At 38.3% G+C, this 17,218-nt stretch carries 14 protein-coding genes; 11 read left to right on the top strand and 3 right to left on the bottom strand.

Translation table 11 applies throughout. The features are described from left to right. Positions 1 to 356: 356 nt before the first annotated feature. The 3 genes from AACQ83_RS03075 (at position 357) to moeB (ending at position 3,324) form a co-directional block, all read left to right on the top strand. Positions 357 to 1,103 (top strand): SDR family NAD(P)-dependent oxidoreductase, encoded by a 747-nt coding sequence (locus AACQ83_RS03075; RefSeq protein ID WP_112876127.1) that lies wholly within the window; start codon positions 357 to 359, stop codon positions 1,101 to 1,103. A 227-nt stretch (positions 1,104 to 1,330) separates the two neighbouring features. Continuing rightward, positions 1,331 to 2,572, top strand: a complete 1,242-nt coding sequence (moeA, locus tag AACQ83_RS03070) for a molybdopterin molybdotransferase MoeA (RefSeq protein WP_112876128.1) — start codon at positions 1,331 to 1,333, stop codon at positions 2,570 to 2,572. Then, on the top strand, positions 2,572 to 3,324 hold the full coding sequence (gene moeB, locus AACQ83_RS03065) for a molybdopterin-synthase adenylyltransferase MoeB (RefSeq protein ID WP_112876129.1): 753 nt from the start codon (positions 2,572 to 2,574) through the stop codon (positions 3,322 to 3,324). Before moeA ends, moeB begins: the two co-directional genes overlap by 1 nt. A gap of 100 nt (positions 3,325 to 3,424) precedes the next feature. On the opposite strand, the gene AACQ83_RS03060 is transcribed toward moeB, so the two are convergent. Then, a complete protein-coding gene (locus tag AACQ83_RS03060) occupies positions 3,425 to 5,020 on the bottom strand; it encodes an ABC-F family ATPase (RefSeq protein ID WP_112876130.1) in 1,596 nt (531 codons plus the stop codon). A 1,219-nt stretch (positions 5,021 to 6,239) separates the two neighbouring features. On the opposite strand from AACQ83_RS03060, the gene AACQ83_RS03055 reads away from it, so the two are divergent. Next, a complete protein-coding gene (locus AACQ83_RS03055; protein ID WP_112876131.1) occupies positions 6,240 to 6,650 on the top strand; it encodes a toxin in 411 nt (136 codons plus the stop codon). A gap of 189 nt (positions 6,651 to 6,839) precedes the next feature. Here the strand turns inward: AACQ83_RS03055 and AACQ83_RS03050 are convergent, their stop codons facing one another. Beyond that, positions 6,840 to 7,403 carry an LOG family protein gene (locus AACQ83_RS03050; RefSeq protein WP_112876132.1) on the bottom strand — a complete coding sequence of 188 codons (564 nt, stop codon included), beginning with the start codon at positions 7,401 to 7,403 and terminating at the stop codon, positions 6,840 to 6,842. A 430-nt stretch (positions 7,404 to 7,833) separates the two neighbouring features. On the opposite strand from AACQ83_RS03050, the gene rhtA reads away from it, so the two are divergent. The 3 genes from rhtA to AACQ83_RS03035 all read left to right on the top strand — a co-directional run bounded on the left by rhtA (position 7,834) and on the right by AACQ83_RS03035 (position 10,049). Then, positions 7,834 to 8,727 (top strand): threonine/homoserine exporter RhtA, encoded by an 894-nt coding sequence (gene rhtA / locus AACQ83_RS03045; protein ID WP_112876133.1) that lies wholly within the window; start codon positions 7,834 to 7,836, stop codon positions 8,725 to 8,727. 405 nt (positions 8,728 to 9,132) lie between these two features. After that, a complete protein-coding gene (gene dps, locus AACQ83_RS03040; RefSeq protein ID WP_112876134.1) occupies positions 9,133 to 9,639 on the top strand; it encodes a DNA starvation/stationary phase protection protein Dps in 507 nt (168 codons plus the stop codon). Between the two features lie 188 nt (positions 9,640 to 9,827). After that, complete coding sequence (locus tag AACQ83_RS03035) at positions 9,828 to 10,049, top strand: alkylphosphonate utilization protein (RefSeq protein WP_112876135.1); 222 nt, start codon at positions 9,828 to 9,830, stop codon at positions 10,047 to 10,049. Positions 10,050 to 10,180: 131 nt separating this feature from the next. On the opposite strand, the gene dinG is transcribed toward AACQ83_RS03035, so the two are convergent. Continuing rightward, positions 10,181 to 12,313 (bottom strand): ATP-dependent DNA helicase DinG, encoded by a 2,133-nt coding sequence (dinG, locus tag AACQ83_RS03030; RefSeq protein ID WP_112876136.1) that lies wholly within the window; start codon positions 12,311 to 12,313, stop codon positions 10,181 to 10,183. 156 nt (positions 12,314 to 12,469) lie between these two features. Here dinG and AACQ83_RS03025 point away from each other — a divergent pair, with 156 nt between their 5' ends. From AACQ83_RS03025 to AACQ83_RS03010, 4 genes are all read left to right on the top strand, one after another. After that, positions 12,470 to 12,631: a hypothetical protein gene (locus AACQ83_RS03025; RefSeq protein ID WP_167405280.1), complete on the top strand. Its 162-nt coding sequence runs from the start codon at positions 12,470 to 12,472 to the stop codon at positions 12,629 to 12,631. An 83-nt stretch (positions 12,632 to 12,714) separates the two neighbouring features. Next, positions 12,715 to 13,551: a 3-mercaptopyruvate sulfurtransferase gene (sseA, locus tag AACQ83_RS03020; protein WP_112876137.1), complete on the top strand. Its 837-nt coding sequence runs from the start codon at positions 12,715 to 12,717 to the stop codon at positions 13,549 to 13,551. Between the two features lie 629 nt (positions 13,552 to 14,180). Continuing rightward, positions 14,181 to 15,287 (top strand): lipase family protein, encoded by a 1,107-nt coding sequence (locus AACQ83_RS03015; protein WP_192880963.1) that lies wholly within the window; start codon positions 14,181 to 14,183, stop codon positions 15,285 to 15,287. A gap of 496 nt (positions 15,288 to 15,783) precedes the next feature. After that, on the top strand, positions 15,784 to 16,902 hold the full coding sequence (locus tag AACQ83_RS03010; protein ID WP_112876138.1) for a lipase family protein: 1,119 nt from the start codon (positions 15,784 to 15,786) through the stop codon (positions 16,900 to 16,902). The last annotated feature ends 316 nt before the right edge of the window (positions 16,903 to 17,218 follow it).

The raw sequence follows: 17,218 nt of genomic DNA, 5'->3' as shown, positions 1-17,218 counted from the left end.
GCAATTAATTACAGTATCTGGAATGTCAGCGTATATGAATTTTCGTACTCTGCTCCACTTATTTACTTTACCTCTTCCAAGTTACGTCTATACCCGTCATCTTTCAAATTGCCTCTTTGTTGGCTGCACTCACCCCGGTCACATAGTTATCTATGCTCCCGGGGATTCGCTCCCTTGCCGCCGCGATGCACCTTGAAATCCATAGGGTATATTAAGGTTAAATCGAGTTTTACAACACAACATTAGCTGAATTAGTCAGGCTTCCACACAATAATACCAAAATGGTACTAACAAACCTGTCTATAAGAGATATGATTCATCATGTCATGTACAAATATTAATTAAGGAGCATTGTTATGTATAAAGCATTTCAAGGTAAGACAGCCATTGTAACCGGTGGTGGAACCGGTATAGGACGGGCTATCAGTATTATGCTGGCGAAACAAGGTGCTGCGGTCGCAGTGATCTATTCACAAAGTGAACTTGAAGCGCTGGAAACAACAGAAGCCATTATCAAGGATGGGGGGCAAGCTATCGCGATAAAAGCGGATGTTGCCGACGAATCAGCTGTGCAGGCAATGATAAACACCGTCGTGGAAAAGTTTAGCGGGATCGACTATCTGGTAAATAACGCGGCGACAACCAGACAACTTCAATTTGAAGATCTTGATGCCATATCTAGCGATATTTGGGATACCATTATTGATGTTAATGTGAAAGGCACATTTCATTGTTGCCGGTATGCTGCACCTTATCTTAAAGCAAGAACGGGGAGTGCTATCGTGAATGTCGGTAGTATCGCCGGCGAAACAGGCCTAGGTTCTTGTATCCCCTATGCCGCTTCCAAATCAGCGGTTCACGGACTGACAAGATCCTTAGCTCGGGTACTGGCTCCATCGGTCAGGGTTAACTGCGTAGCGCCAGGCGCCGTTGAAACAAGATGGTGGAAAGGGAGAGAAGAGAAAATGCATACGCTTTGCACTTATTTGCCCTTAGAAAGAATTTCAACGCCAGAAGATGTTGCAGAAATAACCTTGATGCTGTTAAAAGCAGAATCGATGACAGGACAAATCATAACCGTTGACAGTGGTCAAACCTTATAAGCGCTTACTTGCTTTCTAACCTGGCTATGACAACAGCAAACTCCCTGATGCCAGGTTAATCGTCATGTTCTGCATATTTATCACATGTTGCGGCGCTTTGGACCACCGATACCAATATCGCCGCATTTATGAAACATAGGATACTCATCAAAGCCAAATATCACTCACACATAGGATGATCTCTGTCATAATGCCATTAATGAAAAACCTTATCTGGGAGCATCATTATGGATCACTGTCACACCTCTGGATTGATCTCTTTGCAGCAGGCGTTGGAAAAATTTCTGACACAAGTTACACCACTGACTGATACAGAAACCGTCAACCTCCCGCAAACATCAGGACGCATCACTGCAACAAATATTATTTCTCCTATCAATGTGCCTCCCTTTGCTAACTCAGCAATGGATGGTTATGCCGTGCGCTATACGGATTTAAATAGCTGTAAACCACTGCCTCTGGCAGGAAAAGCACTTGCAGGCGCACCTTTTCAAGGAGAATGGCCGGTTGCAACTTGTATCCGCATTATGACTGGCGCGCCTATTCCCACAGGCGCTGATACGGTCATTATGCAAGAACACGCAGAGATTACTGATGATGGCATCGTCTTCACTCAGCCAGCCAAGCAAGGCCAGAATATCCGGCTGGCCGGCGAAGATATTACTGAAGGTGCGGTAGTACTACCGGCAGGCAGCAAATTATCCACCGCTCAGTTACCCCTGATTGCCTCTTTAGGCATCACCGACGTTGAAGTAGTTCGCAAATTAAAAGTCGCCATTTTTTCGACCGGTGATGAGCTACAAGCTATCGGTCACCCACTTAAGGAAGGCCAAATTTATGATACCAACCGTCTTGCCGTTCGACTAATGCTGGAGAAACTGGATTGCGACGTTATTGATTTAGGGGTTATTGCAGACAATCCCCAAGCCTTACGCCATGTTTTTGGTGAAGCAGATCAACAAGCTGATTTAGTTATCAGCAGTGGTGGTGTTTCTGTGGGTGAAGCAGACTACACCAAACAGATACTGGATGAATTAGGCGAAATCTGTTTCTGGAAACTGGCAATTAAACCGGGTAAACCTTTCGCTTTTGGCAAACTAAAAAACGCCTGGTTCTGTGGTTTGCCCGGTAATCCAGTTTCAGCCGTTCTCACTTTCTATCAATTAGTTCAACCTTTAATCGCGCATCTATCCGGTTTTACGGCATGGCAACCCCCTATGCGTATGTGCGCCAAGGTCACCACACCATTGAAAAAGACACCGGGAAGAATGGATTTCCAACGAGGTATTGCTTCGGTGAATGAACAAGGTCAATTAGAAGTCTGTACGACAGGGCATCAAGGTTCTCATATATTTAGTTCATTCACTCAGGGGAACTGCTTCATTGTTCTGGAACGTGAACGTGGGCGGGTAGAAATTGGTGAAAATGTTGAAATCGAATTGTTCAATCACTTACTGAAAAATGAATAATGACCATTGAACTCACAGACACAGAAACCCTACGCTATAACCGTCAGATTGTTCTACGCGGGTTTGATTTTGACGGTCAGGAAAAATTGAAATCTTCGGCGATCCTGATAGTCGGTGCCGGTGGTTTAGGTTGCGCAGCATCCCAGTATTTGACCGCAGCAGGTGTGGGAACAATAACACTACTGGATTTTGATACCGTTTCTCTCTCGAACCTACAACGGCAGATCCTGCATCGGGACGAACGTATCGGCATGGCTAAGGTGCATTCAGCCCAGTTGACGCTCCGGGCAATAAACCCACATGTCACGATTAAAACCGTTAATGGATTACTAGAAGATCAAGCGCTAGATAAGCTCATCAGCCAGAATGATGTTGTCTTGGATTGTACTGATAATGTGGCAATCCGCGAACAACTGAACCTCTCGTGTCTGGCAAAGAAAACGCCTCTGGTTTCCGGCGCAGCTATTCGCATGGAAGGACAACTCACTACATTTACTTATCAATCAGATGCTCCCTGCTACCGTTGCCTGAGCAGACTGTTTGGCGAAAACAATCTAACATGTGTAGAAACGGGAGTTATGGCGCCATTAGTCGGTACCATCGGTACACTACAAGCAATGGAAACCATCAAACTCCTTACTGGATATGGCAAAGTCAACAGCGGAAAGGTTTTATTGTTTGATGCAATGACGATGCAATTTCGTGATATTAAGTTACTTAAAGATCCCAATTGCGAAGTGTGCAGCAGTTAATTCTATCCACCGATAGAAATAACACACTGCTATAAATAACACACAACAGAAATAACACGCCCCGGTTATCTCCACCGGGGCGATTTATCTCATAAAATTATTACTCAATAATTCCCTGACTTCTCAGATACTCATCATAAGTACCTTTGAAATCAATGACTTTATCAGATTTAATTTCCATAACTCGGCTTGCCAAGGAACTCACAAATTCCCGATCATGAGAAACAAATATCAAAGTACCTTTATACAATTCAAGCGCAAGGTTCAGGGATTCAATGGATTCCATATCCAAGTGGTTTGTTGGTTCATCCATTATCAGAATATTTGGCTGTTGCATCATCAACTTACCAAATAGCATCCGCCCTTTTTCGCCACCCGATAATACTTTGACTTTTTTCTTAATGTCATCTTGGCTGAACAACAAACGGCCTAACACGCTACGAACAGCTTGTTCATCATCCCCTTCTCTCTTCCATTGACTCATCCAGTCAAAAACCGTCAGATCGCAGTCAAAATCATGGGCATGATCCTGAGCATAGTAACCAATGCTGCTATTTTCAGACCATTTAACTGTGCCGCTATTTGGCTCTGTTTCACTAACGAGCGTTTTCAAGAAAGTTGTTTTACCAATACCGTTAGCACCAATAACAGCGAGTTTCTCACCAACTTCCAGCAAGAGATTAAGATTTTTAAACAGAGGGCCATTGTCATAACCTTTAGTTAAACCTTCTATTTCCAGGGCATTACGGAATAATTTCTTATCCTGCTCAAAACGAATATAAGGATTCTGACGGCTGGATGCTTTAACTTCTTCCAACTGGATTTTATCAATCTGACGAGCACGGGAAGTCGCCTGTTTTGATTTAGAAGCATTAGCGCTAAAACGGCTGACAAAAGATTGTAACTCCGCAATCTGTGCTTTTTTCTTCGCATTATCAGCTAGCAGACGTTCACGGGCCTGAGTGGCGGCAACCATATATTCATCATAATTACCGGGGAACAGACGCAACTCACCGTAATCGAGATCAGCCATATGAGTACAAACTGTATTCAGGAAGTGACGATCATGGGAAATAATGATCATGGTGCTATTTCGTTCATTCAGTATTTGCTCTAACCAACGAATCGTATCGATATCCAGGTTGTTCGTTGGTTCATCCAATAACAGAACATCAGGATTAGAAAACAGCGCTTGAGCCAGCAATACACGCAATTTCCAGCCGGGCGCCACTTCGCTCATCAAACCGTAATGCTGTTCTACTGGAATACCCACGCCTAGCAACAACTCTCCGGCTCGCGCTTCGGCACTATAACCATCCATCTCGCCATAAGCGACTTCCAGATCCGCAACGCGATAGCCATCCTCTTCACTCATTTCTGCCATTGCATAGATGCGGTCACGCTCCTGCTTTACCTGCCACAGTTCCGTGTGCCCCATAATCACGGTATCCAACACCGTGAACTCTTCAAAAGCAAACTGATCCTGACGCAGTTTACCAATACGCTCATTGGGATCGGTGCTGACATTGCCGGCAGAGGGTGTCAGATCACCTCCCAGAATTTTCATAAAAGTAGATTTACCGGAACCATTAGCGCCAATCAGACCATAACGGTTACCGTTGCCAAACTTGACAGAAATGTTTTCAAACAGGGGCTTACTGCCAAATTGCATGGTGATGTTGTTTGTACTTAACACTGCATTCGCTCTTACATTTAGAAACAAAAGGAAAATCGGAAAAATCGGTAGCGGCGCATTATGCCACAATAGTGTTAAGAGATCGCGGAGAGTTTTGAGCGTTATTCGAGCTAATTAATTTATATCGTACCGAAAATTCATTCGCTAAAACAGACTTCAGACTCGTGAGAAGCCCTGGAGTCCCAGGGCATTCCGCCAGCTTAAAAGCTTGCTTGCAAGATCTGGCGACTAATATCTAAAAATAGACTGCTTTGATTTTTTACTTTTAATAAAATAGCAACAAGCTTTCTATTGGTACTCTGAATGACAAAACGATACTGTGATTTAATTTGATGCGGAATGTGCTCTCAAATCAAACACGAAGAAGAAAATTAAGAAAAATCAATAATGACACACCGAAAATAAACATATTAATAACCAATGACATTACATTTATAACAATTTAATTTTTTTATGATATTTTCATCAAGGATGTAATAGTCCCTATAGTGAATATAATTTCATCCCATTATCCAAATATTTGTTAATCAATAAATCAATAAACTTCTTAGCAATAAGAAAGACTTATCAAATTAATGCGTTTATAGCTATTCAAAATAAATACAATCTGTTGCTAAGTTATACTCATTCAATATTACAACATATTAACATCTCATCAATATAATGATGAATTAATGTTCAAAAAACAATAAAATTATTATTCATTCATCATAGACCTAGCAATCTATTTTTGTTTGTCATTATAGTTGTTTTATATATTATTTATTAAAAACATAGACATATTTTATCATTTATATCTGCGTTTTTAAGTACGAAAATATAATTAACCGGTTGTTATTTTATAATAAAACACAAAGAGCAAAAAAATTGACTTTTATCTGAGAGAAAAGGTATCTTAAAAAACATCGAGACAAAATAAATCTTTTTATCTACACCAATGAATAGATAGTTTGCTTTTAATTTTAATCTTTTAAAAGATTAAAATTATCAAAAATGGTAATAAAATGGTGATAACGATAAATAAAAATACTCAGATATAAAAATTGATCTTCAGGAAACATAAAGAAATGGAATTCTAATAAGAAGTAAAAATAAGCTATCAAATATAGCTAAGAAAGTTGGTTACGCCCCAAGTTATTTTATATAACCATAACAGGTTGAATTAAAATCTTGGAATTTATTAATTATATTTTTAAAATCAATCACAAGAGGTAATACTATGTCAGAGATCGAAGCAATCTCCTTAAAAGCACCAATCAGCGTTATTGCAAAAGTAACTAACAAATCAGTATATAAACTTAAACTTATTCAGGATTCTATTCGTCTGGATCAAGGTGAGTGGACCACTCTTCCTCCTCAAGTCATTAATAGAAGCAATGATAACACGCCTGGAAAAGCGATTTGGAGAAGTGATTCAAACAGCCTGTTAGGTGGTGTTGCAGGGCGCTGTACCTATGTATTTGTAGATAGCAAAGGCGAAATCTATAGCGTTTATATTACATGGAGCAATCCTCTGATTGGCAGCAGCAGCTACTCAATCTCAACTGATTATTTAGGTGATGATTTACATTTATCCTATACAGCAGATGGCGGTAATAATCCAGTAGTAGAATATATGATTGTAAGCTAATACTTAATCAGCATTATTAACAACCATTCCTGTGAGAAGATATTTTAATTAATATCTATACAACAGGAATGGTTTATTTAAAGAGATAATTTCTTTCCCATCTTAATCAATTATGAATTCTTACTTATTATTACCATTCCTGTATAACTCTCTCATCATAATAATACTATTTTAATTATAGAGCTGCTTTTAATATGTTTTTATAGACGGCGCCCGATAAGTATTGAAACGATCAAGTAAGATGGCCGGATCCTGTTCAATTATTGCCATATGACGATATTTTTCATGTAAGAATTGTTCATCAACCATTTTATTGATCATGGCAATTAGTGGATCATAAAAGTTATTAATATTAAGAATACCGCAAGGTTTCGTATGTAACCCAATCTGATTCCAGGTAAATACCTCACTAAACTCTTCCAACGTACCAAAGCCACCAGGTAAAGCAACAAAACCATCAGCTAATTCAATCATTTTGTTTTTACGCTGATGCATCGTTTCAACAACGTATAATTCAGTCAGATTTTTATGTGATATTTCCCGTGCTTCCAATAATGTTGGAATAACACCAATCACTTTCCCGCCCTCTGCCAAAACCGTATTCGCAACAGTTCCCATAATACCCACACTGGCGCCACCATAAATAAGTGTAAGATTACGTTTAACCAATTCCTTTGCGAAGATAATGACATTCTCTTTATAGATTTCAGATATACCCAAGCTTGAACCACAATAAACCGCAATACTTTTCATTATCTCAGCTCCTGTTACTTTATCTTCACATGAAAACCAAGATTATACGTTAGTATCACAATCATACAACTCACTTATAAAACTGATATAAAAAAACAAAATAAAAATAGTTTTTTCACATTCAATACATTAGCATTAATCATAACTTATACTTAATTATTATGATATAAAATCAAACATTAACCAGATTGTAGTAAATACCTTCATCACTTGTCATCCCTAAATTATCAACATATTAAAATACAATGTAAATTTATACCAGAATTATATACCAATAATGAAATTTAATTTCACTATAACCATATAATATGGTCTAATAAATGAAAAATATTTCGCTAAAATTATATTCTCTAAACCTATTGAGTTATCTGCATTTCACTGCGAAGATTATCGGTCAGATCACTTGATTTTAATTTGAGGTTTTGCCCGGATGTCTCCTTCCAAGCTCCAAAAGAGCACCTTTCCATTAATACCTGTAATACTGTTACTGCTTGCCATGACATCAATTCAGGGTGGTGCTTCTCTTGCCAAAACGCTGTTTCCGGTCATCGGTGCACCAGGTGTTACCGCACTGCGCCTAGGTCTTGGAACTATCATTCTGTTTATTATTTTTAAACCCTGGCGCTTGCGTTTTAGCCGAAAATCCATCATGCCACTGCTTACATATGGTATTGCTCTTGGCGCGATGAATTATACATTCTATATGGCACTGACAACTATTCCTTTAGGTATTGCCGTGGCCCTTGAATTTACCGGCCCACTGGCTGTAGCCATGTTCTCATCACGTCGACCAATAGATTTTCTTTGGGTGGCGTTGGTTATCGCTGGCTTATTTTTCCTACTACCTATTGGCAATAATAATGTTGATAGTTTAGATCCTATAGGGGTTATTTATGCACTCAGCGCCGGGGTTTGTTGGGCGCTGTATATTATTTTCGGCCAACGCGCCGGGGCAGGTCATGGAGCAGCAACTGTATCTATTGGTTCATTTATCGCTGCTATGATATTTTTCCCTATCGGTTTAATACAAACAGGGCCAGAGCTATTATTTGATATGTCTATTCTCCCTCTGGCACTGGCAATTGCAATTCTATCTACCGCATTCCCATATACACTGGAAATGATTGCTCTAACCCGTTTACCTGCACAAACATTTGGTACTCTAATGAGCCTTGAACCCGCATTGGGTGCACTATCTGGTATTGCGTTTCTGAATGAGCATTTAACTATAACGCAATGGCTGGCACTGTTCTGTATTATTTTTGCCTCCATCGGTTCTACGTCAACAATAAAAGGAAAACCTAAAATCACCGAAGTCGATTAATTATTTTATTTAATCGAAATAAAATAGAAGCCGGAGGAATAAAGTCATTCTCCGGTTTTTTTATAAATAAAAAACTGATTCATGAAAAAATTACTCACACAGATTTACCTGATAAATTATTATACTTTTCAATATTAATTGAAGAATTTCATGGTAAATATTTTCTTATAAAAATTAACTATTGATTTAATAGGAATAAGCTATACCCAATGGATTTCAAGATGCATCGCGACGGCAAGGGAGTGAATCTCCGGGAGCATAGCAAACTATGTGACCGGGGTGAGCGAGTGCAGCCAACAAAGAGGCAACTTGAAAGATAACGGGTATATATGACTTAAGACTAATATCGAGTTACATTTATCTCATCAATGAAAGACTCATTATTAACATCAAGGGAAAATTATTATGGAGACTGCCAAATTAGTCAAAATAGAGACATCCACACTACTTTATACTCGTAATGATGTCGATGATGACATTAAGCAGGAAACAATTGAAATTCTGAACCATATGGTGATCCAATTTATTGATCTTTCGCTGCTTACCAAACAAGCACATTGGAACATGCGTGGCAAAAATTTTATTTCCATCCATGAAATGCTGGATATCTTTCGTGCCACGATTATTGAACATTCGGATATCTTTGCAGAAAGAGTCGTACAACTTGGTGGAATAGCTCTCGGCACCGTACAGGAAGTTAATAGACACACAGCACTGAAAAGCTACCCAACAAATATCCATGACGTGCAGGATCATCTAAAAGCGCTGGCCGACCGTTATGCTGTTGTCGCTAACGATATCCGCAAAGCACTGGATGAAATTGAGGATGAAAACACCGCAGATATGTTAACTACCGCCTCTCGTGATCTCGGCAAATTCTTATGGTTTATTGAAGCAAGTGTTGAGCAGTAAAAATATAAAGAGCCGCCAAATTAAGAACTCTGAAACCTACAGGCCCCTGTTAACAATGGGGCTTGTTTGCATTATCCTTTCATCACCCAATACCCGGCACGGACAAATTTCGCCATATCCTTTAATAATCAGCACAAATTGTCTATAATCCACACTTATTTTCAGAAATAACTTGAGGAAATAATAAAATGGACACCGAAGTAAAAGACAGTAATGGCACCCTACTTAATGATGGCGATTCTGTACAGGTCATCAAAGATCTAAAAGTAAAAGGCACATCAGCAACGTTAAAACGCGGCACTTTGATTAAAAATATCCGTCTTACCCATCGTGACGATGAAATCGAATGTAACGCAGATAAAATCAGAGGGTTAGTATTAAAAACCTGTTTTCTGAAAAAAGTAGGATAAATCGCCTTTTCTATCGATTTTATTTACCAAATTAGCCGCCCCCTATAAAGAGGGTGGCGTAAAAGGCCGACATTTTTTGCTAAGAGTAAAAATAAACCTCGATTTTGGGTAGATTTACTATTCCTTGCTAGTTATCTCTTTTTTATGTTCTCAATTTCCGTCTCTGAAATAACCTCCGGCTGTTCAATAGGGAAAATGGGCAGCGCCTGCAACAATCTTGGGCCATACCTTTTGCTCAGTAAGCGCCTGTCATAAATCACCACATCACCATAACATTCATGGCTACGGATAAGTCTTCCTACTTGCTGAATCAGGCTAAAAGAAGCACTTGGTAAACTCTGCACTTCAAAAGGATAACGTTTAAGTGATTTCAACCATTCGCTTTCAGTAATAATGACTGGATTATTCACTGGCGGAAATGAGATTTTTTGAATGTGAACTTGGGACAGATAATCCCCCTTTAAATCCAAACCTTCGGCAAAAGATTGCAATCCAATCAAAACACTACACTGCCCTTCATTGATACGCTGACAATGTGTTTCCACTAACCGATAACGTGGCTGATCCCCTTGCACAAGTAACATCAGACGTAAATCTGTTACATAAGAGAGAAAGATATCCATCGCCCTCTGACTGCTGAACAAAACCAACATGCCTTTATGTTGCTGCCTCAGCAGTTGAGCTCTGAAATAACACGCCATCTCTTGCAAATGAGCGGTTTCATTGTGCAGTGTCGGCTCCCATGACATTTTGGGAATAACCAGTTTGCCCTGCCGTACATGATCAAAAGGTGATGACAATGCGACAAAACGGTCACCTGCTTTTTCAGTCAACCCAGTCAACTCCTGAATACGGGAAAAACTATTCAGAGAACGAAGCGTTGCCGATGTCACAACCACATGAGGAATGCTACGCCAAAGCAGTTGATTAAGCTGTTCGCTGACTCTGATACCGGCACAATGGAAATAGAGGTGTGACTGATTTTTCTCATCACGGCGTCTAAGCCATTTTGATACCGGCGCACTGGATGACTCTTCCAACGCTGCTAAACGCCACAGCTTAGTCATATTTTCAAAATATCCAAGCGTACGACTAGTATGCAAAATAGACCGATGCAATCTGACAATATCCTGTTTAGCCGTCCGCTCAGTCAAATCATTCAGTATCGCTTCTGCCAAACCCCGTAAACCGTCAGTCAATTTAAATAGCTGCTGGCAGCAAAGTAGCAAGTTATCCGGTAATTTACCCATCTCAAACAGATACTCATCTATTTCATTCTTATCAGGTAAAAACGCCTGAGTGATAATTGCAAGCTCTCTAAAGCATTCTCGTAGTTTTTCACTGTGTTCATTAAGGCGACTGGCATTAGCTAAGCGTGGTGGCTTTGCCGGATGGAACTGCACCAGATATTGCTCAACATGACGAACAAAAGTATCTAATTGACCATTAAGTTGAAACAGAGTGATTTCCCCCTCCACTTCCAGAGAATCCCTGGCAACATCCGGTATATGGTGTCCTTCGTCGAGTACCAATAACAAATTTTTAGCATCAGGGAGTACCGATTCACTCTCCAATGCCGCCATCACTAACGCATGGTTAGCGACCACCACATCGACATTTTCTATCTCACGGCGAGCAATAAAAAATGGGCAACGATGATAATACTGACAGTTACGTCCCAAACAATTTGCTTTATCCGTACTCACTTTCCCCCACAAAGCATCGGACAAAGCCAATTTATGGTGATCACGCAACCCATCCCAGGCAAAAGTTGTGTAATCACTACGCAACCGACGACACAATTCCCTCTCTTCACTACTGGCAAGCTCTGTTTTGTCCTCAACCAAAAACATAAGATCGATCTGCTCACTCTCGGTTGCACAGATAGCGTCAAGATTGCGTGGGCAAACATAACGACCACGACCAAAAGCACCGGTAAATTTCAGATCGGGAATAATTTTACGCAACAGAGGAAGGTCTTTACTGTAAATCTGATCTTGTAAAGCGACATTCGCCGTACTCACGACCAATGGCTTACTTTCCGCTCTGCTGATAGCAATCCCAGGTAGCAGGTAAGAAAGGGTTTTACCGATTCCCGTTGGTGCCTCAATAACCAAATGACGACCTTCCTGATCCGCAAGCGTTTTTGCAACTTCGGCAATCATCTGCCGCTGCGGAGTACGAGAAATAAAACCATTAATATGTTGAGGTAATATCTTATACCACTGACTTATCTGATTTTTTATTGAATTGGAAAGTGCCATTGGATTCTACTGCTATGAAATCGGAGCGCTATTGTCCCACAGAGCAGAAATGAAATCAGCTTCATGTCGAGGCAATAATCATTAAATTGGTGAGCACCTTGTCAGCTATTCAGAACGCTATATACTGCCTATTTTCTACAACACCTGAGAACAATAATGAAAAAGCTCCTTATCATTTTCATCGCTATCTTTGCATTTGGTTCAATTGGCGGCGTATTCTTGGCGGGCCTTAATATGTATACCCGTTCAACCACACCGATAGAATCACCAACCAGCCAACAACCAGAAACCACCACAGCGCCGGCACAACAACAATAACGGGCTGTAACACGTAATGCCTATCCCAATAGGGCTATTTTATCCTTGTATCTAATTCATCTTCGTATCAAGTGAGGGACCCCATGAATAACGCATACTTTGTCACTCCACAATGGCTAAAAGATCATCTTGATGATAAGAATCTCGTCATCCTTGATGCAACCGCCCCACCACCACCTCAACAGATTGATTGTCATAAACTTTGGCTGGATACCCATATTCCCGGCGCCCAATTTTTTGATTTAGACAAAATTGCCAATCATCAAAGTGGATTACCTCACATGCTGCCCGACCCGCAAACTTTTAGTCAGGCTGTTGGCGCAATGGGGATCAGTAAAAATCATTTAGTCGTGATTTACGACCAAGGCAATATGTTTTCTGCTCCTCGTGCATGGTGGACATTTAAGATATTCGGTAGCCATAACGTCCGTATTCTTGATGGCGGCTTACAAGGTTGGCAACAGGCAGGATTGCCAACAGAATCAGGTGAAGTGAAACGCAATCCTCAAATCTTTAGTGCCAATTTCAATGCCGACAAAGTGAAATCTCTGGAACAAATTCTGGATTCTCTCAATGATCAACAGACCCAAATTGTCGATGCCAGAGCAACAGACCGTTTTCAAGCTAAAGCACCAGAACCGCGTCCCGGATTAAGAATGGGCCATATTCCCGGTAGTAAAAACGTTCCGTGGACCATGTTAGTAGAAAGTGGTCATTTTAAATCCGCAAATGAAATTACAGATATTTTCCGTAAGCAAGATGTCGATTTAAACAAACCAGTTATTGCCAGTTGTGGATCAGGTATGACCGCGGCCGTTTTGGTACTGGGTTTAGATATCATCGGCAAGCAAGATGTTTATTTATATGACGGCTCATGGGCTGAATGGGGAGCAGATGATGCTTTGCCACTTGAAAAATAATTAAATGCCATAGGGCATATTTACTCTATGCCCTCTAATTATTTAATATAAACAAATATACCCATTATCTTTCAAGTTGCCTCTTTGTTGGCTGCACTCGCTCACCCCGGTCACATAGTTTGCTATGCTCCCGGGGATTCTCTCCCTTGCCGTCGCGATGCATCTTGAAATCCATTGGGTATAGATATGTTTTTCAGTAATTAAATAGCATCCAATCAAATAATTTCCATATCGTTATATTTCACAATTCCATTTGTCAATTTAATTTTTCATTCTTCAATCAATATTATTTTTATCAATCATAGTTACATAAAACAATGAAATAAATATATTTTCAAATTCAAATATTATTATTATCAACTTAAAATTCAACTCTGTTTTTTATTTAAAAATAAGATTAAGATATTATTCCAATAGGGATTGTCTTTAGAGGAAATACATAAGGAGATCAGCACCAAGATGGGTTTAAAACCCATTGATTTTTATCTGGAATATTACCCTGTTCCACGTTTTACCACAAAGGTGTAAAAATAAAATATCCCTATGCAATGGGTTATAAAAAAGTTGGATATTGATACTTTTACCAGAGCATAATATCAAAATTTATATTATAAAAATGGAGAGTAAAAATGACTATTTCTCTTAAAGATCAAAGAATAAATCTCGCACTCAGCTTTATCAGTGGTGCGGGGAGTATAATAACTGAAAAACCAGAGCCAACTATGGTTGCAGAAGATATTCAAACATCACTGGAAAAGAGCAGAGTGACAGCCAACAGATTTTCTATTATTTGGGGCCCCGCTGTTTTTCGTGTTGATAATGGAAAAAACACTAAAGATAATAAAGACGATCACGTTTTATTCATTGTAAAAAATCGCAAAATTCCCCATGATTATCGCATCGTTATCCGTGGATCATGGTCTGATGTCAACTGGCAGGTTGAAAACTTCGCTGTACACGAAACTGTAAATTGGTCACTTTGGGATCCAAACATTCCTGAAGAGTTTAAAGACGCTAAGATTTCTTATGGAACCCACATAGCATTAAACTATATTGTTAATCAAGTAAAAAGTAACAATATTCCTGGTCATGGAGAATCACTCATTGAAGCAATTAATAAAATTGCTTCGGAAAAAGGCATACATAATATTACCATCACCGGGCACAGTTTAGGTGGTATTCTCGCCTCTACACTTGGATTATATTTAAAACGCTTATACCTTAATAAAGGTAACAATAATATTCGTATTCATGTTTGCTCCTTCGCCAATCCAAATACCGGTAATGACGTTTTTGCCTCTTACATTAAATCTGTTTTTAACCACTCTTCAGCAACCAGCTATAGAAGCCATTTCTTAAGGGTTCATAATCAAAAAGATGTCATTTCCCTCATCTGGAACCTGGATGGATTAGAAAAAATTCCAACTATCTATGAGCCATTAATTAAATTAGATGAGAAATTAATTAACAGATTTAAAAAGATTGTTCTGCTTGTAAAAGATAAGAATTACACCAAACTCACGCCAGATTTATCTTTTACGGCACCTATTTTAAAATTAGATCTCAATAAGCAAGTTGTTTTTCAACATATTAAAGCCTACGCTAATCAATATGGCATGAATTTAGTGGAAGTTAATGACGGTACTCAACCACCTATTGATGATCTTGTGGTTATTAATAGTAACCTATCTCAAGATATTGTAGATTATTTTTTACAGATACCTCTGCCTGAATGATAATATTAATGTCGCATAAATTAATTACACTTTATCTATATTTCATCTAAATTTAATGGAGCCTTATTACAAAGGTTCCATTAAACGATAATTATTAAAATATAATAAAGAATCACTTTCCCCAATATATCATGTGAATATCAATGACTTACAATCATTTTCAATGAAATTATTCATAGAGATAATCTCAACGCTATTTATATATTATCATTCTTGAGAAAAAAATAATCCAAAAAGATAACAATAATATTTACACATGATTATTAAATATATAATTCTGATAGTTTACTTTTAATTTCTAAATAAATAATTTATATTTCTGTCAAATAAAATAATATCAAAAAACCGATGTAATTATTTGACAGATTTGAAAGTTATTATTAACTTTAAGTTAAATTCTGTTTTTGTCTAAATGGAAGAGCAAAAGAATTAAATCTTGATATTTAGACCGATACCTCGCATTAACACTTATTACATGAAAAAATAGGGAGTAAAAATGACTATTTCTCGTGAAGATCAAAAAATAAATCTCGCGCTCAGCTTCATTATAAACTCTGGAGGAATCAAAACCAGTAAACCAGAACCGGGCATTGTTTCAGAAAATATCCAAAGATCGTTAGAAAGCAGTAAAGCTACAGCAAATAAATTCACTATCATTTGGGGACCCGCAGTGTTTCGTGTTGATGACGTTGGTAGGAAAAAAAGCGTTATAGATAAAAAAGACGATCATGTTTTATTCATTGTGCAAAATCGCTATGATCCAAATGACTATCACGTTGTTATTCGGGGATCATGGTCCGATATTAACTGGCTTAATGAAGATATTATTGTCTGTGAAACTCAAGACTGGGCACGATGGGATTCAAGATCACCTGAAAATGCCAAGATAGCCTATGGAACCGACATGGCATTAGGCTATATTATTAACCAAATGAAAAGCAATAATTCTCCGGGTTATGGAGAATCTCTCACTGATGCGATTGATAAAATAGCCCTAAAAGAAGGAATACAAAACATTACTATTACAGGACACAGTTTGGGAGGCGTACTATCTTCTACCATTGGTTTATATCTAAAGAGACGATATCTTGATAAAGGAAATAATAATATTCGGATTAATGTTTGTGCTTTTGCAGGACCAACTGCTGGTAACGATGTTTTCGCATCCTACTCTGAATCTATTTTCAATGACATATCAGTAGCCGGTTATAAAAGTAATTTTCTAAGAATTCATAATAGCATGGATGTGGTTCCCCTAGCCTGGCATATAAAAGATTTGGAGGAAGTTAAAGCTATCTATCCAGTGTTAACTGTAACAATTAATGCTCTCATCCTCTCTGTCTTTAATAAGAATTACACTCAAATTTCCCCAGATTTCCCTATTCATTCACAGATTCCAATATCACCAATAGTGTCGTTTGATGATTTACTGGTTAATATTGGCAATCAACATACTCATGCCTATGCCAAAGAGTATGATATGAGTTTTATCACCATTGATGATAATTCAAATATACCGACTGATTACGATATTGTTGTAGTTAATGATAGCCTATCCGAAAGTATTGTCGATCTCTTCAAATTTCTAACCAAAGATAAAATCAATATTACATAATCTTATTATGTATAATATAAGTGGAGCCTTTATTAAAGGTTCCATTCATTGCAATAAATGACTTTCCATAAGCAGCGTTATAAATAACCTTTCAAAGATGTAATGATATTTTTATAGAATTATTTAACATGTCATTTTTATCACTTACCTTTAATTTCATAATAAATAATTTACGTGTTGTCAAATAAAATAACATTAAAAACCCTTTGCACATATTTGACAAATTCAAAATTCATTATTAACTTTAAACTTAACTATATTTTTATTTAAACGGAAGACTCAAAAAATTAAACCTTGATGTTTGAGCCAAAGCATC

This window comes from Photorhabdus sp. S10-54 (genome assembly GCF_963878145.1).
Lineage (GTDB): Bacteria > Pseudomonadota > Gammaproteobacteria > Enterobacterales > Enterobacteriaceae > Photorhabdus > Photorhabdus kayaii.
This window is presented reverse-complemented; position numbering and strand designations above follow the sequence as displayed.